Raw genomic sequence first — 23,012 nt, 5'->3', positions numbered from 1 at the left:
ATGTCCCGCTTGCTCGGCCGGCTCGGAGGAGCGGCCGCCGCCCATCCCTGGCGCATCATCGGCGCGTGGGTGATCGTGCTCGTCGCGTTCACCGCGCTGTCCGCCGGCTTCGGCGGCACCCCGCACGACGACTACAACGTGCCCGGCACCGAGTCGCAGGCGGGCACCGAGTTCCTGCGCAAGCACCTGCCGGAGCTGGCCGGCACCGACGCCCGCGTCGTGGTCCACGGCAAGGGCAAGGTGGACCCCGCGACCCTGGAGGGGCTCCGCACCCGGCTCGCCGCGATGCCGAGCGCCGGGGACGTGTCGCAGCCGCGCATGTCGGCCGACGGCGACACCGCGCTCATCGCCGTCCGGTACACCATCCCGGTCACCGACTTCGAAGGCACCGCCGGCATGGACGCGCTGCGGACCGCCGCCGAGCCGCTCGTCCGCGAGGGCCTGCAGGTCGAGTTCGGCGGCCAGGTCGCCGAGAACATCTCCGCGCCGTCCGGCACCGCCGAGGCCGTCGGCATCGTCGCCGCGCTGTTCATCCTGGTCTTCGCGCTCGGCTCGGTCATCGCGGCCGGCCTGCCGCTGATCGTGGCGATCAGCGGGCTCGGCGTCGCCAGCGCCATCATCGCGCTGCTCGCGAAGGTCACCGACATCAGCGGCACCGCCCCCACGATCGCGACCATGGTCGGGCTCGGCGTCGGCATCGACTACGCGCTGCTGCTCGTCGCCCGGCACGTCGAAGGGCTGCGGGCGGGGCTGAGCCCGCGGGAGGCGGCCGCCGCGGCGAACGCGACCGCGGGCGCGTCGGTCATCGTCGCCGGGCTCACCGTGCTGGTGTCGCTGTTCGGCCTGAGGCTGGCGACGCTGCCGGTCTACTCGTCGTTCGGCTACGCCACGTTCGCCGCCGTCGGCGCCGTCATGCTCGCCTCGATCACCCTCGTGCCGGCGCTGTGCGGCCTGGCGGGCCACCGGGTCCTGCCCCGCGCGGTCCGCAAGGGCACCGCCTCGGCGGGGGACACGGCGGCGCGGAACACGGTGGCGCGGCCCGGGCTCACGGCGCGGTGGGCGGCGCTCGTCGGGCGCCGGCCCGTCGTCGCGGCCCTGGCGTCGCTGCTGGTCCTCGGTGTGCTGTCCGCGCCGGTCCTCGGCATGCGCACCTGGCCGCAGGACGCCGGCAGCCAGCCGACCTCCAACACGACCCGGCAGGCCTACGACCTGACCTCCGCCGAGTTCGGCGCCGGAGCCAACGGCCCGCTCGTCATCGCCGTCGACACGGCCAAGGTGCCGGACGTCGACGGTCTCGTCGCCGCCCTGCGCGCCGTGCCGGGTGTGGCGCTGGTGGCGCCGGCCGCCCGTACCGCCGACGCCGCCGTCATCCTCGTCGAGCCCACGACCGGACCGCAGGACGAGCGGACCACCGAGCTGCTCAACCGTCTCCGTGCCGACGTCCTGCCCGACGGCGCGCTCGTCACGGGGCTCGTCGCGGTGTTCGCCGACATCTCCGACCGGCTCTCCGACCGGCTGTGGATCGTGGTCGCGTTCGTGGTGGCGCTATCGCTGCTGCTGCTCACCGTCCTGTTCCGGGCGCCGGTCGTGGCCGTCAAGGCCGCCGTCATGAACCTGCTGTCGGTCGCCGCGGCGTACGGCGTGATGACCGCCGTCTTCCAGACCGACGCCGGCGCGAAGGCGGTCGGGCTGCCGCACTCGGTGCCGGTGTCGAGCTGGGTGCCGATCCTGCTCTTCACCGTCCTGTTCGGGCTGTCGATGGACTACGAGGTGTTCCTGCTGTCCCGGGTCCGCGAGGACTGGCTGGCGACCGGCGACGCGCAGGGCAGCGTGGTCCGCGGCCTGTCCGCGACCGGCCGGGTCATCAGCGGCGCGGCGGCCATCATGGTGGCGGTGTTCATCGGGTTCGCCCTCGACCCCGACGTGACGGTCAAGATGATCGGCGTCGGCATGGCCGCGGCCGTCCTCGTCGACGCGACCCTGGTCCGACTGGTCCTGGTCCCGGCGACGATGTCGCTGCTCGGCCGCGCCAACTGGTGGCTGCCCGCGTGGCTGGACCGCCTCCTGCCGCACGTGAAGGTCGAGGCCGCCGAGGAGCGAGAGCTCGCACCCGTGGCGTAAGCCCCAGCGCCGCCCCGGGGCTGCCCCCAGGGCGGCGACAGCGCGGCGCCTCAGCGCGGCGCCTCAGCGCAGCCCGAGGGCGGCGAGGACCCGCCCGACCGTCTGCCCCACCGGCCGGAGGACCGCATCGCGGATCCACCGGCCGGTCGGGGCGACGACCGACTGCCAGACCCACCGGACCGGGGCCACCACGAGGTACTTCCACAGCAAAACGACCGAGTGGTTCCAGGCCCACGCGATCCCGCGCCCGATCGGCACGACGAGGTTGCGCCAGAGCCAGGCGATGAGCAGGCCCGCCGGCCGGAACCCGTAGTAGCCGATGACGCCGACGACGAACGCGACCGCGAGGCCGACCGGCCTCAGCACGTAGCGCCACAGCGCGACCGCGAGCCAGGCGATGGCGATGCCCAGCGGGCGGATGCCGTAGCGGTACCCGGTCTCGGCCAGCCACGCGATCGCGATGCCGATGGGGCGCAGGACGTAGCGGTACAGCCCGATCCCGGTCCACCGGACCCCCTGGACCAGGGCCCAGAGGACGTAGTAGACGCCCTTGCCGAGGTAGACCCAGAACAGGCGGGTGCGCTTCGCCAGCCACACGGTCGCGTCCCAGAGTGCCTGCAGCGCGGGCGCGACCACGTGCTCGATGAGCCACGCGAGGGGCGTCGCCACGAGGTTGCGCAGCACCCAGACCAGCGGGATCCAGATCAGGGTGCGCCACACCCAGGCGAGCGGCCGGAGCAGGACGTAGTCGATCGCGATGCCGATCGGGCGCAGGACGTACCGGTGGACGAGCCGGGGGATCGGCTCCAGGACATACCTGCGGATCGCGACGAGCAGCTCCCACAGCAGCTTGAACGGCACGACCACGACGACCGCGACCACCCGCACCGGCCACGCCAGCCAGTCGGGAAGCGGCTCCGGCTCGCGGGACTGCTTCTTCAGCGACGTCATGCCGCCGCCAGGATCGTGCGGGCCCGCATGAGGGCGAAGCCGAGCAGGTTGAGGCCGCGCCACAGGGCCGGCTCGTCGGCGGAGGCGTCCTGGGCGCTCAGCCCGATGCCCCAGACCCGGTCCACGGGGCTCGCCTCGACCAGGATCCGGTCGCCGGTGCCGAGCAGGAACGCGCGCAGGTCCTCGTGCTGGCCGAACTTCCCCACGCTGCCGTTGACGACGATGTCGAAGCGCTCCCGCTTCCAGATGGTCTCGTCGAAGCCGCGGACCTCGCGGCCGAGGGTCTTCGCGTCGTTCGGGTGTCCGGCCTTCAGCACCTTCGCCGCGGTGGCGGCGTCGCCGAACAGGGTGGCCTTCGACCACATCATGTAGTGCTCGGCGGACGCGTACCGCACGCCGCCGACCTGGAACTCGGCCGGCCACCACTGGCTCAGGCAGCCCGGCCCGACGGAACCGTCGCGGTTGGGCTGGTGCCCCCAGAAGTGCAGGAAGCGGACCCGCGCGCCGGTCGACATCAGCGCGATGAGCTCGGCGGTGCTGGCCGGTGGGTCGGTCGGAACTGGCATGATCCGAGTCTGCCGGACGAAAGCAACCCGTTATGTCAGGAATCCGGCGGTGCGACGGGCAAGATCACCGTGACGACCAGCCCGCCACCCTCCCGCGGCTCGGCCCGCACCCGCCCGCCGTGGGCGCGGGCGACGGCGCCGACGATCGACAGGCCGAGCCCGGCGCCGGGCACGCCGGCCGCGACCCGCTCGGGTCCGAGCCGCCGGAACGGTTCGAAGAGGCGCGGGATCTCGTACCGCGGCACGACCGGACCCGTGTTGCTGACGGTCAGCGCGACTGTCCCGTCGGGGCGGGTGCCGCAGCTGACGTGGACCCAGCCGCCGTCGGGCAGGTTGTGCCGGACCCCGTTCTCGACCAGGTTGTGGACGAGCCGTTCGAGCAGCACGGCGTTGCCGGTCGTCGGGGCCTCCTGCGGTGCGCTGTCCACGGCGGCCCTGCCCGGTGGCAGCCGGGAGCTGCCGGAAGGGCGTGACAGTTGCGCCGTGACGTGCTCGACGATGTCGGCGAGGTCGACGAACGACCGGTCGGTCACCTCCCGCTCCGACCTGGCGAGCAGCAGCAGCCCGTCGATGAGCTGCTCGTGCCGGGCGTTGACGGCCAGCAGCGTCCTGCCGAGCTGCCGCAGCTCCGGGGAGGCGTCCTCGGGGTCGACCGCGACCTCCAGGAGCGTCCGGTTGAGCGTCAGCGGGGTCCGCAGCTCGTGGGACGCGTTGGCGATGAACCGCCGCTGCCCGTCGAACGCGTGGTCGAGCCGGGCCAGCATCAGGTCGAACGTGTCGGCGAGCTCCTTGACCTCGTCGTGCGGGCCGGGCAGCGCGATCCGCTCGTGCAGCCCGCGGTCGGGGGCGTTGGCGATCCGGCGGGCGGTGGCGGTCACCTGGTGCAGCGGCTGGAGCAGCCGCCCGGCGATCAGCCAGCCGAACGCGGTCGCCGCGGCCGCGATGACGGCGAGCGCGATGCCGCCCTGGACGATCAGCGTCTGCCGGGCGTCGGTGGTGATGTCGTCCCTGATCTGCCGGACGAACAGCTGCCCGTCCGGCGGCGGCGCGGCGACACCCGGGGGCAACCCGCTGACGGTCCCGCTGATGATCGCGTTGCCGCTGAGCCGCTGGTACAGCAGGACGTACGTGACCCCGAGCAGCAGCAGCCCGGCGAGGAGGAACAGCCCGCCGTACACCAGCGTGAGCCGCGCCCGGATCGTCAGCCTGTTCATCAGCCTGGTGGTCATCACGCCACCCGGTAGCCGACGCCGGGCTCGGTGTGGACGACCGGTGGGTCGCCGAGCTTGCGCCGCAGCTTGAGGATCGTCATCCGCACCGTGTGCGTGAACGGGTCGGCGTGCTCGTCCCACGCCTTCTCCAGCAGCTGCTCGGCGGAGACCGCGGCGCCGTCGGCGCGCAGCAGCTCGGCGAGGACCGCGAACTCCTTGCGGGACAGCGGCACGTACCGGCCGTCGCGGAACACCTCCCGGCGGTGCGGGTCGAGCCGGATCCCGGCGCGCTCCAGGACCGGCGGAGCCGCCGCCCGCGCCCGCCGCCCGAGCGCGGCGACCCGCGCCGACAGCTCCCGGAACGCGAACGGCTTCGGCAGGTAGTCGTCGGCGCCGATGGCGAGGCCGGCGACCCGGTCGTCGATGTCGGCGGCGGCGGTCAGCATCAGCACGCGGGCCGCGCCGTCGCGGGCCGCCAGGGACCGGCACACGTCGTCGCCGTGGACGACCGGCAGGTCCCGGTCGAGGACCACGACGTCGTAGTCGTTGACGTCGAGCCGCTCCAGGGCGGCGCCGCCGTCGTGGACCACGTCGACCGCGTGCGCGTCGCGCCGCAGCCCCTGCGCGACCGTCTCGGCCAGCAGCGGCTCGTCCTCGACCACCAGAATGCGCATGCCTCCATGGTGACGCGTGGTGACGTCACGCCGGCGTCAACGTTCGCGGTTACGGCCCGGTGACGCGCTCCCCGCTTGACTTCGGCGCAGCGGCCGGCGAAGGCCCGGCCCCTCTCAGGAGGAACTCCATGATGCGCGTCAGGACAGCCCCGGCACGGGGTCTGTTGCTCGGCCTGCTGCTCGTCGCCGGCCTCGCCGTCTCCGGGTGCGGCAACACCGGCGGCGGCGACGACGGGGTGGCGAGCGCCGGCGGCACGCCGACCGCGAGCGCGAGCGCCGGGCCGGGGAACCAGCCCCGGGACCCGGCCAAGGACCAGGAGAACATGCTCAAGTACGCCCAGTGCATGCGTGAACACGGCATCGACATGCCGGACCCGCAATTCGAGGGCGGCGGGGTCAGCATGATGCTCCCGCAGGGCGCCGACAAGGCGAAGGTCGACGCCGCGAACGCCGAGTGCAAGCAGTACATGCCCAACGGCGGCCAGCCGATGAAGGCCGACCCGGAGATGCAGGAGCGGATGCGCAAGTACTCGCAGTGCATGCGGGAGAACGGCGTGCCGGAGTTCCCGGACCCGAGCGAGGACGGCGGCATCCGCATCGAGGGCGGCCAGGGCAGCAACCTCGACCCCGGCAGCGAGGCCTTCAAGAAGGCGGACCAGGCGTGCCAGCAGTTCGGCCCGAAGCGGCCCGGCGACGGGGGCCCCGCCACCAACCAGAAGACCGAGACCGGCGGCAACGCATGACCGTCGGGCGCAGGAGGAGGAGCAGGGCGGGGCGGGTGGCGGTGGCGGTCGTCGCCGTCGCGGCCGTCGGGGCGGCCGCCGCGGCCGGGCTGGGGCTGCCGGACCGGGACAGCGACGCGAGCACCCAGGCCGCGGCGGCGCCGCCGAAGACCACGAAGGTCACCCGGCAGACGCTCGTCGACACCCAGACCGAGGACGGCAAGCTCGGCCACGGCACCTCGGCGACCGTGTCGGGGCGGCTCAGCGGCACGCTGACCGAGCTGCCGGCCGTCGGCGCGACCGTCCAGCGTGGACAGCCGCTGTACAAGGTGGACGACACGCCGGTCGTGCTCCTGTACGGCGGCCTGCCCGCCTACCGGAACCTGGCACCCGGCACGGAGGGCGCCGACGTCCGCCAGTTCGAGGAGAACCTCGCCGCGCTCGGCTACAAGGGGTTCACCGTCGACGACGAGTACACCGCGTCGACGGCGACCGCGGTCAAGGCGTGGCAGGGCAAGCTCGGTCTGACGAAGACCGGCGTGGTCGAGCTCGGCCGGGTCGTCTACGCGGTCGGCGCGGTCCGCGTCGAGGAGCACAAGGCGGCCCTCGGCGACCCCGCCGGCGGGGCGCTGCTCACCTGCACCGGCACCGGGCCGGTCGTCACCGTCTCCCTGGAGGTCTCCGAGCAGCGGCTCGCGGCCGTGGGGACCGCCGTCACCGTCAAGCTGCCGACCGGCAAGACGGTGCCCGGCAAGGTCGTGAAGGTCGTCACGGTCATCACGCCCGCGCAGGGCAACACCCCGGCGGAGACGAACCTGGAGGTGACCGTGACGCCCGACGACGGCGCCGCGTTCGCCGGGCTCGACCAGATCACCGTCGAGGTCGTGTTCACCGCCTCGCGCAAGGAGAACGTGCTCACGGTGCCGGTCTCGGCGCTGCTCGCGCTCGCCGAGGGCGGCTACGGGCTCCAGGTCGTCGAGCAGGGCGCCGGCCGCGTCGTCGCCGTCGAGCTCGGCATGTTCGCCGCGGGGCGGGTCGAGGTCAGCGGCGGCGGGCTCACCGAGGGCATGCAGGTCGGGGTGCCGTCATGACCGCCGTGATCGACCTGTCGGCGGGGGACGCCGTCGCCGCCGGACCGGCCGAGGTGGTCGCGCTGGAGCGGGTCAGCAAGTCGTACCCCGGCGGCGTCACCGCGGTGCGGGAGGTGTCGCTGACCGTCGAGCCGGGGGAGATGGTCGCGATCGTCGGGCCTTCGGGCTCCGGCAAGTCGACCATGCTGCACCTCATCGGCACGCTGGACCGCCCGTCGTCCGGCACGGTGCGCATCGACGGGCACGACGTCTCCGCGCTCACCGACCGGCAGCTGTCGGCGCTGCGGGCCCATCGGATCGGGTTCGTCTTCCAGCAGTTCCACCTCGCGCCCGGCCAGAGCGCGCTCGACAACGTCGCCGACGGCCTGCTCTACGCGGGGCCGTCGCGGGCCCAGCGGCGGGCCAGGGCGGAGGCGGCCCTCGTCCGGGTCGGCCTCGTGGACCGCCTCGACCACCTGCCGCACGAGCTGTCCGGCGGCGAGCGGCAGCGGGTCGCGATCGCCCGTGCCGTCGTCGGCGAGCCGGCGCTGCTGCTGGCCGACGAGCCGACCGGCAACCTCGACTCCACGTCGGGGGCCGGCGTGGTCGAGCTGCTACGCGAGCTGCACGCGGGGGGAACGACCGTGCTGGTCATCACCCACGACCAGGCGATCGCGGCGGCCCTGCCCCGCCAGGTGGTCATGCGCGACGGGGAGGTGGTGGCATGACGACCGCGAGCGCCCCCCGCCCGCTGCGGCCGGCCCGGCTGTTCCTCAGCGACGTGCTGCGGGTCGGCAGCGCCGGGCTGCGGACCAGGCCGATGCGGGTGTTCCTGTCCGCGCTGGGCATCGCGATCGGCATCGCCGCGATGACCGCGGTCGTCGGCATCTCCTCGTCCAGCCGGGCGGAGCTCGACCGGCAGCTCGACGCGCTCGGCACCAACCTGCTGACCGTCGCCCCCGGCAACGACCTGTTCGGCGGCGAGGCGACCCTGCCCGACGAGTCGGTGCCGATGATCTCGCGGATCGGCCCCGTCACCGAGGTCGCCGCGACCGGCAAGGTGTCCGGCGCGCACGTGTACCGCAGCGACCACATCCCGGCCGCGCAGACCGGCGCGATCAGCGTCCAGGCCGCGCACCTGGACCTGCCGCGCACCGTCGGCGCGTCGCTCGCCGGCGGTGTCTGGCTCAACGACGCCACGGCCCGCTACCCGGCGGTCGTCCTCGGTGCGGCGGCGGCCCGGCGGCTCGGCATCGACACGGCCGGCGAGGGCGTCCAGGTGTACCTGGACCGGCGGTGGTTCACCGTGGTCGGGGTGCTGCGGCCGGTGCCGCTGGCGCCGGAGCTGGACGCGGCCGCGCTCGTCGGCTGGACGGCGGCACAGACCTACCTCGGCTTCGACGGGCACCCGACGACCGTCTACACGCGGTCCCGCGACGAGCAGGTGGAGGCGGTCCGGTCGGTGCTGGCCGCGACCGCGAACCCGCAGAAGCCCAACGAGGTCAAGGTGTCCCGGCCGTCCGACGCGCTCGCCGCCCGGCAGGCGACGGACAGGACGTTCACCGGGCTGCTGCTCGGCCTCGGCGCGGTCGCGCTGCTCGTCGGCGGCGTCGGGGTGGCCAACACGATGGTCATCTCGGTCCTGGAGCGGCGCGCCGAGATCGGCCTGCGGCGGGCGCTCGGCGCCACCCGCGGGCAGGTCCTGCTGCAGTTCCTCGCCGAGTCGCTGCTGCTGTCGGCGCTCGGCGGGGTCGGCGGGGTGTTCCTCGGGGTCACGGTCACCGGCGTCTACGCGCTCACGAGATCGTGGCCGGCGGTCGTGCCGCCGTGGGCGACCGCCGGCGGGATCGTCGCGACGCTGGTGATCGGCGCGATCGCGGGCCTCTACCCGGCGGTGCGCGCCGCCCGGCTCGCCCCGACGGAGGCCCTCGCGACACCCTGAGCCGCGCTGTACGCACGCAGCAGGTGGTCGAGGTAGTTCTGGGTCGAGTACGCCCCGGCGGCGGCCCGACCGGCCTCGGCCACCTCGCGGTGCAGCGACGGATCCGTCAGGACCCGCACGAGCGCGGCGGCGAACGAGTCGGCGTCGGGCGCGGTGCTCAGCCGGTGCGTGCCGGCGAGCGCCGCGTCCGCGAGGACGACCGGCAGGCCCTGCGCCTCCGCCTCGATGAGCACCAGGCCCTGCGTGTCGGTGGTCGACGCGAACGCCAGGACGTCGGCCATCCGGTAGTAGGCGGCCATGCTCGCGTGCGGCACCGGCCGGACCAGCCGCAGCGCGTGCGCCACCCCGGCCTGCCGCGCCTGCCGCAGCACCGCCTGCCGCCGCTGCAGCACGCCGAGCATCACCAGCCGCGCGTCCGGCAGCCGCCGCAGCAGCCGCGCGAACGCCTCGAGCAGCAGCTGCGGGTCCTTCTCCTTGGTGGCCCGCCCGACGGCGAGGACCACCGGGGCGTCCGCCGGCAGCCGCAGCGACCGCCGCAGGTCGTCGCGGCTCAGCGGGCAGTCCGGCAGCGCCACCGACGTCGGCACCGTCCACACAGGAGGGACGCGCTCGAACTCGGCGAGGCTCGCCGCCGTCTTCTCCGACGGCGCGATGAGGATCGCGGTGCGGTCCAGGAACTCCTGGCCGACCCGCACCAGCTGGGCCCGCCGCTCGGTGCCGGGCCGGGTCAGCTTCAGGTAGTCGCGGACGGTCCAGCCGACCTGCAGGCGCTGCGCGGCGTGGGCGGCGCCGAGCTGGATCTCCATGAAGTGCGCCGAGTAGGCGAGCAGGTCCGTGTGCCAGGTCATGACGACCGGGATGTCGTGGGCCCGCGCGTACCGCAGGCCGCCGACGCCGACCGGCCCCTGGGTGTGGATGTGCACGACCTCCGGCACCCGCCGCATCCCCGGGAACCTCGGCACCCCGATCCGGACGTTGCGCAGCGGCACCGGCACCGACCGCACCCCGCACGGCTCGGCCCGCCCGCGCAGCAGCGGCGCCGGCTGGTACACCTGGACCTCGTGCCCGGCGTCACGCAGGAGCGCCACGGTCGTCGCGACCGAGATGGCCACGCCGTCGGAGCGGCCGGGATGGCTGTCGCAGAAGTGCGCAACTCTCACGCCGGACATGGTGCGGCACGCCCGCCGGGTTCGGGGATGGCTCACGCGAGGTGTACGCCGTCTGGAAAGCCGATGTTCATTGATCCGGTTTCATTCATCGTGGTCGGGTCCGTCGACAGGGCCAGCGCGGCGTCGCGCACCTCCGCGACCGGGTGGCGGCGCAGCGTGGCGACGACGTCGCGCCACGGCTCCGGCCAGCCCAGGTCGCCGCCCCGGGCGGCGTACGCGAGGCCGAACAGCCCGTCGGCGAGCCCGTCCCCCGTGGCGAGCCGGGTGGCGATCGCCAGGGTCGTGCCCGGTTCGGCGGCCGGCCGCTCCAGCCGCCTGCCTGCCCGCCCGGCGAGCCGCGCCGCGAGCACCGGCCGGTCCGCGGTCAGCCGGCGGACCTCGTCGAGCCAGCCGGTCGCCGGGTCGGCCAGGTCGGCGGCCTCGACCAGCAGGGCCGCCGCCGCCGGGACGTACCCGTCCACCGTGGACAGTGCCCGTCCCGCGGCGCCGGTCGCGTCCCGCCCCGCCGCGTCGTGCGCCGCCCGGTCGGACCACGCGACGACCGCGTCGACGATCGCCTCGACCCGCCGCCGCGCGGTGTCGCGCGCGGCATCGGAGGTGTCCGTGCTGGCCGCCGCCAGGGCCCGCACGGCGGCGACGAGCGGCGCCTCGCCGAGGCCGGTGTCGACGAGGCCGGCCAGGGCCCGCACGACGGGGCGCCACACGATCCGGTCGTCGAGGTCGGTCAGCCGGGACACCGCCGCGCCCGTCACGTCCGCCAGCCACGGCGCCCAGTCGGGCAGCATCGCCCAGGCCCACGTCGCCGCGTGCTTGTCCGGCCCGGCGGCCGCCGCGGCCACCAGCGCCGCGTAGTCGCCGCGCAGCGGCACCGGCACCGCCCACGGGCTGGCCGCCAGGAGCTCCGCCAGCTCGTCGCGGCCGCTGTCACGGTCCCGGTCGGCGCCCGCCGTGCGCAGGATCCGCCACATCGCGGGGTCGCCGGCGCGCTGCCGGGCCGCGGCCACGATCGCGACCCGGACGGAGCGGTGCAGGCCCGGGTCCTGCCACAGCCGCCACAGCGTGTCCGCCGCGCCGGGCACCGACCGCGTCGCCAGCAGCCGGACCGCCTGCTTCCGGGCGGTCACCTTGCCGCGGGCCGGGTCGAGCGCCGCCAGCAGCACCGACGGCGGCGTGAAGCGGCTGACCCGGCCGGCCGCCGCGACCACCACCCGGGCGCGGTCGTCACCGACGTGGCGGAGCAGCACGGGCAGTGCCGCCGCCGGCCGGTCGGTCCAGGCGAGCGCCGCCAGGGCCGCCTCCGCCAGGACCACGTCGCCCGCGTCGACCCACTCCAGGACCAGGGCCTCGCCGTAGACGGGGACCGGGGCCGCGTCGCGCAGCGCCGCCGCCCGGGCCTGCGGTGTCGCGCCCACGTCCCGCACCACCTCGGCCTGGCGTTCGACGTACGCCCGGTGCTGGTGGGGCAGCCAGCGCCGCAGGTGCACCGGGCGCGGCGGCACCCAGCGGACCCCGGCGGGCACGAACCGGCCGGTCGGCGGCGGGCCGGTCAGGGCGGCGTCGAGCAGGTCGCCGCGCCGGGCGCAGACGGCCCGCCACACGGCGGGCAGGGCGATCGCGGAGGGGTCCTCGCGCAGCACCGCCTCGACCCGCTCGGCGCGGTGCCTCGGATCGGCGAGCCACAGGTCGACGGCGGTGCGGGCGACGTTCGCGAGGTTGCCGCGGCGGGTGGCGCGCTCCAGCATCGACTGCAGGTCCGGCAGCCGCCAGGCCCGTTCGCCGAGGGCCCGGGCGATCGCGAAGAGCGGCTCGAACTTCGCCCGCTCCGCGCCGAGCCGCACCCAGCCGCGGACCGCCTCGAACGCCTGCGTCTCCTGCCCCCGCCGCAGCCGGGGCAGGCCGCCGAGGCGTGGCACCCGGTCGTCGCCGAGGAGCCGCTGAAACGTGTGCAGCGCCCACCGGACCAGCACCGGCGAGTCGAACCGCTCGCGCAGCACCAGCACGGCGAGGTCGCTGAGCCGGCCGAGCGCCATCGGTGAGGTGTCCCGCGCCTGGACGACGACCGCGACGACCTGCTCGAGGGGCTCGACCAGCTCGGGCCGCAGCAGCGCCGGCCGCACGTCGGCGAGGCTCCACAGCGCGGCGGCGCGCACCGGGTCCTGTTCGTTGCGCAGCCGCAGCAGGTGGTGCGTCGCGGCGAGGACGGCGGCCGGGTCGAGCTCGGCGGCCGCGCACCGGATCAGCAGCTGCCAGGCGGTGACGCGGTCCTCGGCGCGGGCCCGGCGGGTCGCGGCGAGCAGCGGCTCCTCAGCCTCCGCCCACGGCAGGTGCGCGGTGTAGGCCAGGGTCAGCGCCTCGCTCTGCCGCACCGCGTCGAGCGTGAGCGCCCGGCGCGCCTCCGCCACCCGCAGCCCGGCCGGCAGCACCCGGTGCACGTCGGCCTCCGGCAGCGACCGGGAGCGGTCCACATCGGACATCGCCCGGGTGAAGAGCTCCGCCCGGTCGTGCGGCGGCACCGCGGCGAGCAGCCGCGCGAACGCCGGCCCGTGCCCCCGCAGCCGGCGCGCCGGCCCCACCAGCCCCGCCACCGGCAGCCGGCCCAGCCGCGACAGCACCGCCCGAGGCAGCGCCGTCCTGGCCAGCCACGCCGCCCGCGAAGGCCGGGTCAGCAGCGCCAGGACCAGCAGCGGGTCGGCGGCGGTGAGCACGCCGTAGGCGCGCAACGGCGCCGGCAGGGACTCCCGCGGCCCGTAATGCTCCAGCAGCTCCAGCACCCGGTGCGGCAGCGCGGGCGCCGCGGCGAGCACGCCCGCGCCGTGCCGCGCCCACCACGGTCCGCGGGTGGCCTCCGGCAGCGCCGCCAGCTCCCGCTCCGCCTGGTCGAGGCAGGCCCGCGGGTGGCGCCGGGTCAGCGCGGCCCGGTCGCCGAGCGCGTGGGCCAGCTGCGGCAGCAGCCGGGCGACCGTGGCCTCGCCGCACACCGGCAGCAGCGCCGCGGCCTCGGCGTCGCCGAACCGGGCGCGGACCGGGTCGACGAGCGCCTCGGCGAGGTCCGTCCGCCCGCGGACGCGGATCCGCCGGTACAGCCCGACCCGCGTGTCGGCGGGCGCGTCCGCGACGACCCGGGCGACCGGCTCCGGCGCGGTCTCGGCCGACCCGGCCCAGGCGAGCAGCGCGCTGCGCCGGATGTGCGGGTCCTCGTCGGTGAGCGCGGCGAGCACTGCCTGCCGGTCCCGCCCGACGAGCGCCATGAACAGCGCCACCTCGCGCTCGTGCCGCTCCCCGGCGCGCAGCGCGGCGAGCGTCGCGGCGAGCGTGCCGTCCGCCGCGCCCGCGAGGGCCCGCGCGGCCTGCAGCCCGCGCCGCGCCGGGTAGGGCAGATGATCGCCGTCCATCCCCACATCTTGCCCGGCGCCCGCCCGTCCTGAGCCGCGTCCCGGTCGGCGCCGCCGGAACGCTCCCGTGTTCCCGCAGGCGGGGCGCGTTGCGGGTGTCCCACGGTGTCCCACGGCCGGCGCGCGGCGGGCCGCCGCGGTGGTCAGCTGTCTCCCGTCAGCGACACCCGCACCACGACATCAGGGAGACACCATGGACGCGACCGCCACCACGATCCGGCCCGCCGCCAAGATCCGCTTCACGCTCAACGGTGTGCTGTGGACCCTGCAGGTGCTGTGGGGCTTCTTCTTCGCCGGCAGCGGCTTCGGCAAGGTGCTGCTCGCCGACGACGCCCTCTACGCCGCGGCGCCCCGGGCCGTCGCCTGGTACGCCGCGGTGCCGCAGCCGCTCATCGTCTTCATCGGGGTCGCCGAGGTGCTCGGCGGCATCGGCCTGATCCTGCCGGCGATCACCAGGGTCAGGCCGCGGCTGGTCCCGCTCGCCGCCGCCGGGCTCGCGCTCACCATGGTCCTGGCCGCCGGCTTCCACCTCGTCCGCGGCGAGTACGCGCTGGTCCCGGCCACCGTCGTGCTCGGTGGGGTGGCCGCCTTCGTCGCCGCCGGCCGGTCCACCATGCGCCCCACCGAGCCCGCCCGCCTCACGACCCGGCGTGCGCTGACGTCGCTGGCCGTGCTGGTCGGGCTGGCCCTGACGACGTTCGTGCCCACCTGGTACACGATGACCCACGCCCAGTTCTGAGACCGCTCCCCGGGCTACTTGATCTCGTAGACGGCCACGTGTCCGGCGCGGTACCGCAGCTTGGCGAACTTGCCGAGGTCCGGTGAGACGTTGACCTCCTCGGGGTACGGCGGCTTGTCCACGTAGTACCAGTTGGAGACGTCCTCGACCCACAGCCACCGCACGCCGTACTGGTCGCGCAGCTTGCCGACGGTCTCCGCGGACGGCGCGGTGAAGGCGGCGTCGTTGTCGATGATGATCTGCGGGTGCCAGTACATGGAGTACTGCTGCATCACGCCTTGCGTGCGCTCCTGGCTGTGCGCCTCGGCCGTGTAGGCCCACGACTCGACGAGGACGCGGCGCTCGCTGTACGCGGCGATGCCGAAGTGCCTGCGGTCGCAACCGTCTTCGGGGGTGAGGTACACGCAGTGCGCGTTGGTGGCCACCAGGTCGTCGGAGGAGGAGTTGTCGCGCAGCCAGCGGCCGGCGTCGAGGGTGCCCTCGGTGACGATCGGCCAGAGCTTCGCGGCGTTCTTCCAGCCGTCCTTCTGGGCGGTGGGGTACACGTTGGCGATCTGGCTGGCCACGGTCGGCAGGGTGAAGCCGAGCATGAGGGTCACGACCAGCGCCGCCGGCCTGACGCCGCCGAGCCGGGACCGGTACCGCCAGGCCAGGACCGCCGCGACGACGATGACCAGCGCCAGGATCGCGTACGGGTACGTGAGCTTCGCGGTCAGCTGGACCGTGCGGTACGTGGGGCTGAACTTCGGCAGGTGCGTGCCGTCGATGGCGCGGATCGCGAAGATCACGAGCGCGCCGGAGCCGACGGCCAGCAGCAGCGGACGGGCGGTGCGCCAGGTCAGCGCCGGCGCGAGCAGCAGCAGCCCCCAGACGGCCAGGGTCGCCAGGTACGGCCGCGCGCCCATCAGGAAGAAGCCCTCGGCCGACCCGCCGGAGTGCGCGAACAGCATCAGCGCCGCCATGCCGACGATCCCGAGCCCGGCCATGAGCAGCACCTCGGCGTCGAACAGCCGGCGGCGCAGCCCGGCGGCGCCGGCCCACATGCAGACCCAGCACAGCACGGTCAGGGCGAGCAGGATCACCAGGCGGTACATCTTCGGGTCGGCCACGAAGCCGGTGGTGCCGCCGGCCGGGTTGTGCCGCATCCCGCCGAGCGGCACGATGTCCAGCCCCTGGCTCTCCCCGCCGAAGAGCACCAGGTTCGCGAACGCCATCCAGGCCCCGACGACGACGAGCGCGGCGAGCGCCACCCGGTTGAGCCGCCGCCGGAACACCAGCTGCGCGCAGACGACCAGCAGCAGCCCGCACAGCAGCGTCGGCAGGAACGTCGCCTTCGCGCCCATGATCGCCCCGGGCAGCAGCGCGAACAGCACCCACCGCCGCCGGTCCCCGCCGTGCTCCCGCAGCAGGTCGACCAGCAGCAGCATCAGCGGCACGAACAGCAGGCTGCCGAACGTCTGGGTCGGGCTGGTCCACAGGAACAGCTTCAGGTTGGACCCGTCGTCCATGGGGTTGAACGCGTACGTCTGGTAGAACCCGTTCAGCTGCCAGCCGTACGGGTCGGGAGACAGGACGAGGAACGCGGCCAGGGAGGCGAGCGCCCCGCCCAGCCACGACCCGGTCACCCGGCGCCCGAACGCGGCGATCAGCAACACGTACGCCATGACCATCGGCAGCAGAGAGAGCCTGTTGAGCAGCACCCACGGCTCGATCCCGGTCGCCCAGCTCGTCGAGGCGAAGTCCGCGTAGACGAACCAGTGGTAGAAGACGCCCTCACTGGTCACCCACGGCGTCACGAGGTCCATGTGGTGCTTGATCTCGCCGGTGAGCGCCAGGTGGAACGGCAGGTCGATGTCGGTCATGCCGTAGCTGGGCCACTTCATGCCGACGAACCGGTAGTAGTTGGCCGCCCACGCCAGCATGACGAACGCCAGCACCGCCATCGCCCACGACCAGCCCAGCGGCGTCCGCGCGGCCGGGCCGGCGCCGCGCCAGTACCGCCGCAGCCTCGGCACACCCGCGAACGCCACGATGACCGCCAGCGGCACCAGCTGCGCTGCCAGCGGCACCCCCAGGGCGCGGGCCGGGATGTAGGCGAGCACCTCGATCGCGTACCCGATGGCCGTCCCGGCCGCCAGGTCCTCCGGCAGCGCCCGCGCCCCCCGATGCACCAGCCGCCACAACAGCGTCCCCGGCAGCGTGATCCCGATCGCGATGTACGCCGCGAAGATCCCGGTCGTCGCCGGTGACACGTCGTAGAACCACAGCACTCCGACCGTGGCGACCGCCACTAGCACCGCCGGTAACCATCCGGACCTCCAGACAGCCGTCCGCACCGGGCCGGGCGACTGTTCGTCGGACTGGACACCACCGTCGTGCTCGGCCTGCTGAGCCAGAGTCATCGTGAGAGTCACCTTCTGGTTTCGCCGTAAGCTGCGGCCCGAGTATAGGCACCCTGACCGGCGCACCCTGACCGCGCACAGTGACGCCCGGCACTGCCTGCACCCTTTACACGCCTCCACGCGGGGCATGTCAGGGGCCGTTCTTCTGATGTTCACCGCCACCGACGCGAGGGCGACGGTGCCCCCCTCATGATGGCAGGCGCGCGGAGTCCATGACGTCCCGAAGGGACCAAACCCGGACGAATCATTCAAGAGTGGGCGCAGAAGGAGAACAGCCACATCTGGGGTGGGGACGCGACGCCGAAGGCGACGGTGGAGGCGCCTGTGCCGCCGGTGGCGGCGGCACAGGCGTGGCAGCTGCCAGGTGTCGCCGTGCCATGCGGAAGTGACCGTGAGGGTGGTGGTCCTCGCGGGCTTCGTGGGATCAGGCGGACGCGAAGGGAGGAGCCGGCGTTCGCCGGCCCCTCCCTTGTGCGTTCAGCTCAGCGTGCTCAGCTCAGCGTGCTCAGCTCAGCTGCTGGGCGATGCCCGTGGTGGCCTCGCCGGACTGGTACGAGACCAGCAGCGTGGCACCGGCCGGCAGGGCACCGGTCGTCGGCAGCCACACGGCACTCGAGCCGCTGCGGTCGAACTCGACCGTGGACTGCGCCAGGATCGCGTTGCCGTCCCAGACGAACACCCGGGCGGTGCCGGCCTGGCGGGCCTTGAGCTCGACCTGGACGCCGTTCTGCTGCTTGACCGCGTCCTTGATCTGGATCGTGCCCGCGGGCAGCGCCGTCCAGCCGCCGGGGGCGACCATGTCCGAGCTCGACTGCAGGATCGTCTGCGGCGACTTCACGCTCTCCGCCGCGGTGTCCGGGATGATCGGCGCCTTCGGCGAGGAGGGCTGGGTCTGGTAGCCCTCCAGCTTGGCGACGCCCCAGCGCCACGGGTCGGCCCGAACGCCGCTCCAGGTGGACCAGCCGACGCGGGTCTGCGCCGCCAGGTCCTGCGTGTCGGAGTCGTTCACGAGGATGTTCATGCCCATCTTCGCCGCGTCCACGTTGTCGGGCAGGACGCTGAACGGCACCTTCACCTCGATGCGGTAGCCGGTGTAGGGGTTGCTGGAGACGACGGACGCGACCTGCATGCCGGGCGCGGTCACCGGGCCGGCGCCCTGGTGGTTGTCCCGCTCCCGGGCGTAGCACGGCGGGTTGCCGTTGGCCGGGTCCTTCGTCGCCGGGAAGAGCGCCACGTTGAACACCGTGGAAGTGTTCGGCGAGCCGCCGCGCGGGTCGATGCCGAACTCGATGTTGTCGTTGCGCCGGGGACGCTTGCAGTCCTCGGGCGGCAGCACCGTGCCGAGCACGTCGTCGGTGATCTCGAACAGCGCGTAGATCGCGTCGTCGGTGTAGGTCAGCCAGGCCTTGCCGGAGATGTCCGCCGCCGTGGCCGCGGAGCCCTCCCAGCGGGTGGAGATGTCGATGGCCTGACCGCCGTACTCGCCCGGGCTCGCCGTGCCGTCGACGACCGGGGCCTTCGCCGCCTTGGGGATGGACGTGACCGGCACGATATTGAGGACACCGGGCTCGACCGCGCTGCCACCGACGTAGCCGGTCTCGATCTGCACCGCGTAGCGCCCGTCGTTGGGCGCCCGGTTGGCGGTCGGCAGCGACGCGTCGGTGTTGGTCACCGTGAACGTGACCGAGCCGCGCGCGCCGGGCTGCAGGCCGCTGTAGCTCTGCTGCGCCTCGGCCACGGCGAAGCCGGCGGGCACCTTGAGCTTCACCGAGCCGGACTGCACCTGGTTGCTGTGGTTGGTGAGGTCGACGCGGATCGGCCGGGTGCCGCCGCTGGGGATGCTCAGCATCGACTCGATCAGCGCGTCGAGGGACTGGACCTGGTTGCGCTGCGTCCACTCGCGGAAGTCACCCACCTCGGGCAGCGGCTCGAGCGTGCCGCGGACCGGGGCGGTGGCCTGCACCAGCGTGGTGTTGCTGCCGGTGCCGTCCTTCTTGGTGGTCATGGTCGCCTTGAGCTGGAACCGCTCGCCCGCGACCAGCGTGGCCGGCGGGGTGACGGTGAACGTGGCGACGGACTCCTTGTTGTTGGGCGTGACGGTGCCGATGTCGCCCTGGCCCGTGACGGTCCAGCCGGCCGGGGCCGCCAGGGCCACCTGCGCGCCCGGGATCGCCTGCGTGGCCCGCACGTGGGTCTTGACCTCGAAGGGCTGGCCGGCCAGCACCTCCCACTGCTCGGAGCGGACGTGCAGCTCCGTGCCGAGCGGCAGCCCGCCGGCGGCGCGGATGCTGGTGCCCTGCAGCGCGGCGGTGCCGCCGACGTTCGGGTCCGGGTACGGGGTCCGGCTGTCGATCATCGTGATCCGGTTGCAGCCGATGCTCGCCGGGTTGGTCTGCGCGTCCGCCGTGTCGGCCCAGCCCTGTGAGGCGTACTCACGCCGGGCCAGCACGCCGACCTGGTTCCACCGCATGCCGCCGTTGCGGGCCGACTCGTAGCCCTGCCAGGTGCCGAAGATGGTGTTGGTCGCCTGGGAGGGGGTGAAGGTGGTCTCGCAGGCCTGGCCGTTGGAGCTGGTGCCGCCGCCGCCGCCCTGGAAGAGGCGGGCGGGCCGGAAGGGCTGGAGCCCCTCCTTCTTGATCTGCTCGGGGAAGGCGTTGGGGTCCGCCGCCGCGTAGAACGCCTCGACGGCGAGCATCGCGGCTTCCTGGTGGTTGCCGTGGTTGCCCTGGGTCGCCGACGGGTTCATCGTGACGATGACCTCCGGCTTGGTGGTCCGGATCGTGCGCACGATGCGCGACAGCGACTTCTCGTAGTTCCAGATCTGCTCGGACAGCGGCGCGCTCGCGGTGTAGTAGAAGTCGAGCGCGTCGAGGTTGTAGACGTTCATGACGCCGGCCCGGCCGACGGCGCGGCGCTCCTCGGCCTCACGCAGGATGCCGAGCGCGGGCCCTTCCTCGAGGCCGACCGCGTTGCCGCCGCCCTCGCCCCGGGTCATCGTGATGACCCCGGCCTTCATGTTGTGGTACTCGTTCCAGTACCCGAACATGCCGAGCTGTCCGGCCTCGTCGTCCGGGTGCGCACCGATGAACATGATGTCCAGGTCGATCGGTGCGTTCGGTTTGGCCTGTGCAGGGCTTGCCAGGCCCACCATCAACAGACCGCACGTGGCGATCACGGCTTTGCCGCGCCATCTCATAGGGCAACCTTCTTCGTGTGGTGGAGACGGGGGTACTCCTGGACCGCTGGCGGTTTGCCGAGTTAATTCAGACTGCGAAATTAGTGCGTGGACGCGACGGCGCCCGGCACGGCAGGACGACCGTCCACAATGGACAGTCGCCATGCATCACAGCGGCCGGCAAGCCGGTCAGCACTGGAAGGGTGTTGTGGCGTAACGCTAGGGACCGCCCGAAAGAGCTGTCAACACCTCGGACGGGCATTTTCTTCGCTCTAGAAAGAATCGCCGATCAGGCGCGTCCGAGCGTGGTCCCGATCCGACCATGAATGTCCATATTTGTGTTTATGATCTGTCCACATTACTGTCCTTTTATGCGAGCCACCTGGCCTTTTGCCATGTCCAGCTCGTCGGATATCGCGGGGGCACCGTGGCCCTTCGAGATCGTTCCGTGACTTGACCCCCGATTTTCTTCGCACTAGTAAGAAAGGGTGATCGCCGTGGGGAGAGCACCGACAAGTCCGGTCAGCCGGGAACGGTCGCGTGAGATCAAGCGCCAGTCGGTGATCTCGGCTGCCCGGGAAGCGCGTGTGCTGTCCCGGGTCGATCTGGCCGAGCTCACCGGACTTCCTGCGGCGACGCTGACGGCGCTCGTGCGTGACCTGATCGCCGACGGATACCTGATCGAGCGCGGCCCGGGCGCCAACACGCATGGGCGACCGCGGGCAATGCTCGAGTTCAACCCGCGCGCCGAGCTGGTGGCCGCGGTCTCGCTCGAGCCGCCCCGCATCACGTGCGAGATCGCGGACAGCAACGGCACGGTGATCGCCCACCGCACGTCCCGCCTCGGCCGCGACGTCGTCGAGACCGTCTGCCAGTTCGTGGCGGAGCTGGTCGCCGACAACCGGCCGTCGCTGTGCGGGGTCGCGATCGCCGTGCCCGGTGTGTCGTCCGACGGCGCGGTCCGGCTGGCGCCCTCGGTCGGCCTCGTCGAGGCGCGGCCGATCGGCCAGTCGGTGCAGCAGGAGCTCGGCGTGCCGGTGGTCGTCGACAACGACGTCAACCTGATGGCGGCGGGGGAGCGGATGGCGGGCGCCGGGAAGGACGTCGACGACCTGCTGTTGCTGCACGTCGCCGACGGCATCGGCGCCGGTCTCATCCTCGACGGCCAGGTGCGGCGGGGGGCGAGCGGCGCGGCGGGGGAGATAGGTTTCCTCCCGCTCGATCCGCAGGCGGACCGCGCCTACAGCGGGGTCGGCCCCTTCGAGGCGCGTTGGTCGGCCAACGCGATCGCGGAGCGGGTCGTCGCGCTGAACCCCGGCCGCCGCCCCGAGGCGCCGGTCAGCGAGCTGATCGAGCTCGCGGCCACGTCCGAGGCGGCCCGCGCCTACCTCGACGAGGTGCTGGAGGCGTGGGCCCGGCTCGTCATCTCCTGCGCCTGCGTCGTCGACCCGGGCCGGGTGCTGCTCAGCGGTGCGGCGGCAGAGCTCGACGACGCGGCGCTGGCCCGCATCCAGGACCTGGTCTCCGCGAGGGTTCCGGCCTCCACCGAGGTGCGCCGGGCCGTGCTCGGGGATCAGGCGGTGCTGCACGGCGCGATCAGCTACGCCCTGTCGGCCGCGGTACGGCTACCCGGCCCTTTCCTCACCACGAACCACCACCGATAACACCCCCCCCTTTCTGCATGCGGAGGAAGTCATGAGACGTCGCGTTGCCCTCACCCTCGCGGTCAGCACGTTAGTGGCCGGTCTGACCGGCTGCGGGAGTGATGAGAACAAGGATTCCGCCTCGGCGGGCGCCTCCGGGAAGCCGGCCGAGAAGATCGTCGTCTACAGCGCGCGCGACAAGAAGGTCACCGACTTCGTCGTCGAGCAGTTCGTCGCCAAGCACCCCGAGTACAAGGGCAAGGTCGAGGTGCTCAACATGGGCGCCCAGGAGGTGCTCGAGCGGACCCGCGCCGAGAAGGCCAACCCGCAGGGCTCGGTCTGGTGGGGCGGCACGCAGCAGGGCCTGTCGGCCGGTGCCGGCGACGGCCTGCTCGAGGCGTGGCAGCCTTCCTTCGCAGGACAGATGGACGCCCGGTACAAGGACGCGCAGGGCCGCTGGTTCGGCGAGATCCTGCTGCCCGAGGTCATCATGTACAACAACAAGGCGATCCCGGCCGACCAGGCGCCGAAGGACTGGGACGACCTGCTCGACCCGAAGTGGAAGAAGAAGGTCATCATCCGCGACGTGGCCGCGTCGGGCACCATGCGGTCCATCTACGCCTCGATGATCCAGCGCCTGTCGAAGGACGGCAGCAACCCGCAGCCCGGCTACGACTGGCTGCGCAAGCTCGACGCCAACACCGGTGACTACGCCGCCAACCCGACGGACCTGTACGTCAAGATGTCCCGCGAGCAGGGCGTGCTCAGCGCCTGGAACCTCCAGGACATCCTGCTGCAGTCCGAGCAGTCGAAGATGCCGTTCGGCTACGTGATGCCGGCGTCCGGCGCGCCGGTGCTCGTCGACGGCGTCGCCGCGATCAAGGGCGGCAACACCGAGGGCGCCAAGACCTTCATCGAGTTCCTGTTCGACGGCGAGCTGCGGGCCAAGCTGGCCAAGGACTTCTTCCAGATCCCCGCCGTGCCGATCTCCGAGAAGCCGCAGTGGCTGGCGGACCTCAACCTCAAGCCGATGGACGTCGACTGGGACGTCATCGCCAAGAACGAGACCCAGTGGATCAACCACTGGAACGCCGAGATCAAGAACAAGGGCTGACCGCCCCCTGGCCGGGGGGGGGGGGGGGGGGGGCCCCCCCCCCCCCCCCCCCCAAGAAGAAAGAGCCCAGAACGCGCAGAGAGAAGCGGAGGAAAGAGAAAAGAAAGAAGGAAAAGGGGGA

16 protein-coding genes are annotated in these 23,012 nt (G+C 73.4%); 8 read left to right on the top strand and 8 right to left on the bottom strand.

The genetic code is table 11. The features are described from left to right. A complete protein-coding gene (locus AB0I21_RS34005; protein ID WP_360567323.1) occupies positions 1-2,121 on the top strand; it encodes an MMPL family transporter in 2,121 nt (706 codons plus the stop codon). A 63-nt stretch (positions 2,122-2,184) separates the two neighbouring features. Here the strand turns inward: AB0I21_RS34005 and AB0I21_RS34000 are convergent, their stop codons facing one another. From AB0I21_RS34000 to AB0I21_RS33985, 4 genes are read right to left on the bottom strand one after another with little or no spacing between them, the layout of a single operon-like run. Continuing rightward, on the bottom strand, positions 2,185-3,072 hold the full coding sequence (locus tag AB0I21_RS34000; protein WP_360567322.1) for a hypothetical protein: 888 nt from the start codon (positions 3,070-3,072) through the stop codon (positions 2,185-2,187). Then, entirely contained in the window at positions 3,069-3,638 is a 570-nt protein-coding gene (locus AB0I21_RS33995; protein ID WP_360567321.1) for an NADAR family protein, read from the bottom strand. Before AB0I21_RS33995 ends, AB0I21_RS34000 begins: the two co-directional genes overlap by 4 nt. Positions 3,639-3,673: 35 nt before the next feature. After that, positions 3,674-4,852: a HAMP domain-containing sensor histidine kinase gene (locus AB0I21_RS33990; RefSeq protein ID WP_360567403.1), complete on the bottom strand. Its 1,179-nt coding sequence runs from the start codon at positions 4,850-4,852 to the stop codon at positions 3,674-3,676. 14 nt (positions 4,853-4,866) lie between these two features. Then, positions 4,867-5,523: a response regulator transcription factor gene (locus tag AB0I21_RS33985; protein WP_344512378.1), complete on the bottom strand. Its 657-nt coding sequence runs from the start codon at positions 5,521-5,523 to the stop codon at positions 4,867-4,869. A gap of 128 nt (positions 5,524-5,651) precedes the next feature. On the opposite strand from AB0I21_RS33985, the gene AB0I21_RS33980 reads away from it, so the two are divergent. Genes AB0I21_RS33980 through AB0I21_RS33965 form a run of 4 tightly spaced genes read left to right on the top strand, consistent with a single transcriptional unit; the run spans position 5,652 to position 9,257 of the window. Next, on the top strand, positions 5,652-6,266 hold the full coding sequence (locus AB0I21_RS33980; RefSeq protein ID WP_360567319.1) for a hypothetical protein: 615 nt from the start codon (positions 5,652-5,654) through the stop codon (positions 6,264-6,266). A 35-nt stretch (positions 6,267-6,301) separates the two neighbouring features. After that, positions 6,302-7,336, top strand: coding sequence for a peptidoglycan-binding domain-containing protein (locus tag AB0I21_RS33975; protein ID WP_360567317.1), 1,035 nt, complete (start codon positions 6,302-6,304; stop codon positions 7,334-7,336). Positions 7,337-7,389: 53 nt separating this feature from the next. Continuing rightward, positions 7,390-8,043, top strand: coding sequence for an ABC transporter ATP-binding protein (locus AB0I21_RS33970; protein WP_360567402.1), 654 nt, complete (start codon positions 7,390-7,392; stop codon positions 8,041-8,043). Continuing rightward, positions 8,040-9,257 (top strand): ABC transporter permease, encoded by a 1,218-nt coding sequence (locus AB0I21_RS33965; RefSeq protein ID WP_360567315.1) that lies wholly within the window; start codon positions 8,040-8,042, stop codon positions 9,255-9,257. The genes AB0I21_RS33970 and AB0I21_RS33965 overlap by 4 nt, the downstream gene beginning before the upstream one ends. Here the strand turns inward: AB0I21_RS33965 and AB0I21_RS33960 are convergent. After that, a complete protein-coding gene (locus AB0I21_RS33960) occupies positions 9,200-10,417 on the bottom strand; it encodes a glycosyltransferase (RefSeq protein WP_360567313.1) in 1,218 nt (405 codons plus the stop codon). The genes AB0I21_RS33965 and AB0I21_RS33960 overlap by 58 nt on opposite strands. A gap of 41 nt (positions 10,418-10,458) precedes the next feature. After that, positions 10,459-13,818, bottom strand: coding sequence for a hypothetical protein (locus tag AB0I21_RS33955; protein ID WP_360567312.1), 3,360 nt, complete (start codon positions 13,816-13,818; stop codon positions 10,459-10,461). A gap of 193 nt (positions 13,819-14,011) precedes the next feature. Between AB0I21_RS33955 and AB0I21_RS33950 the strand changes: the two genes are divergently transcribed. Beyond that, positions 14,012-14,557: a DoxX family protein gene (locus AB0I21_RS33950; RefSeq protein ID WP_360567310.1), complete on the top strand. Its 546-nt coding sequence runs from the start codon at positions 14,012-14,014 to the stop codon at positions 14,555-14,557. Between the two features lie 14 nt (positions 14,558-14,571). Here the strand turns inward: AB0I21_RS33950 and AB0I21_RS33945 are convergent, their stop codons facing one another. Both AB0I21_RS33945 and AB0I21_RS33940 read right to left on the bottom strand, forming a co-directional pair. Beyond that, positions 14,572-16,854, bottom strand: a complete 2,283-nt coding sequence (locus AB0I21_RS33945) for a hypothetical protein (protein WP_360567308.1) — start codon at positions 16,852-16,854, stop codon at positions 14,572-14,574. Between the two features lie 610 nt (positions 16,855-17,464). Then, positions 17,465-20,110, bottom strand: coding sequence for a sugar-binding protein (locus AB0I21_RS33940; RefSeq protein ID WP_360567306.1), 2,646 nt, complete (start codon positions 20,108-20,110; stop codon positions 17,465-17,467). A 611-nt stretch (positions 20,111-20,721) separates the two neighbouring features. On the opposite strand from AB0I21_RS33940, the gene AB0I21_RS33935 reads away from it, so the two are divergent. Together AB0I21_RS33935 and AB0I21_RS33930 are read left to right on the top strand one after the other, a co-directional pair. Further along, positions 20,722-21,798, top strand: a complete 1,077-nt coding sequence (locus AB0I21_RS33935; RefSeq protein ID WP_360567304.1) for an ROK family protein — start codon at positions 20,722-20,724, stop codon at positions 21,796-21,798. A gap of 31 nt (positions 21,799-21,829) precedes the next feature. Further along, complete coding sequence (locus AB0I21_RS33930) at positions 21,830-22,891, top strand: extracellular solute-binding protein (RefSeq protein ID WP_360567302.1); 1,062 nt, start codon at positions 21,830-21,832, stop codon at positions 22,889-22,891. The last annotated feature ends 121 nt before the right edge of the window (positions 22,892-23,012 follow it).

Source organism: Dactylosporangium sp. NPDC050588, from assembly GCF_040654975.1.
In the GTDB taxonomy this organism is placed as follows: domain Bacteria; phylum Actinomycetota; class Actinomycetes; order Mycobacteriales; family Micromonosporaceae; genus Dactylosporangium; species Dactylosporangium maewongense.
The sequence above is the reverse complement of the archived record's forward strand: the minus strand, read 5'-3'. Positions and strand labels throughout refer to the sequence as shown.

Excerpts from the sequence above, each read along its gene's own strand:
- AB0I21_RS34000 (WP_360567322.1), bottom strand. The coding sequence starts at position 3,072 with ATGACGTCGCTGAAGAAGCAGTCCCGCGAGCCGGAGCCGCTTCCCGAC.
- AB0I21_RS33995 (WP_360567321.1), bottom strand. The coding sequence starts at position 3,638 with ATGCCAGTTCCGACCGACCCACCGGCCAGCACCGCCGAGCTCATCGCG.
- AB0I21_RS33950 (WP_360567310.1), top strand. The coding sequence starts at position 14,012 with ATGGACGCGACCGCCACCACGATCCGGCCCGCCGCCAAGATCCGCTTC.
- AB0I21_RS33965 (WP_360567315.1), top strand. The coding sequence starts at position 8,040 with ATGACGACCGCGAGCGCCCCCCGCCCGCTGCGGCCGGCCCGGCTGTTC.
- AB0I21_RS33980 (WP_360567319.1), top strand. The coding sequence starts at position 5,652 with ATGATGCGCGTCAGGACAGCCCCGGCACGGGGTCTGTTGCTCGGCCTG.
- AB0I21_RS33990 (WP_360567403.1), bottom strand. The coding sequence starts at position 4,852 with ATGAACAGGCTGACGATCCGGGCGCGGCTCACGCTGGTGTACGGCGGG.
- AB0I21_RS34005 (WP_360567323.1), top strand. The coding sequence starts at position 1 with ATGTCCCGCTTGCTCGGCCGGCTCGGAGGAGCGGCCGCCGCCCATCCC.
- AB0I21_RS33985 (WP_344512378.1), bottom strand. The coding sequence starts at position 5,523 with ATGCGCATTCTGGTGGTCGAGGACGAGCCGCTGCTGGCCGAGACGGTC.
- AB0I21_RS33930 (WP_360567302.1), top strand. The coding sequence starts at position 21,830 with ATGAGACGTCGCGTTGCCCTCACCCTCGCGGTCAGCACGTTAGTGGCC.
- AB0I21_RS33955 (WP_360567312.1), bottom strand. The coding sequence starts at position 13,818 with ATGGACGGCGATCATCTGCCCTACCCGGCGCGGCGCGGGCTGCAGGCC.
- AB0I21_RS33940 (WP_360567306.1), bottom strand. The coding sequence starts at position 20,110 with ATGGTGGGCCTGGCAAGCCCTGCACAGGCCAAACCGAACGCACCGATC.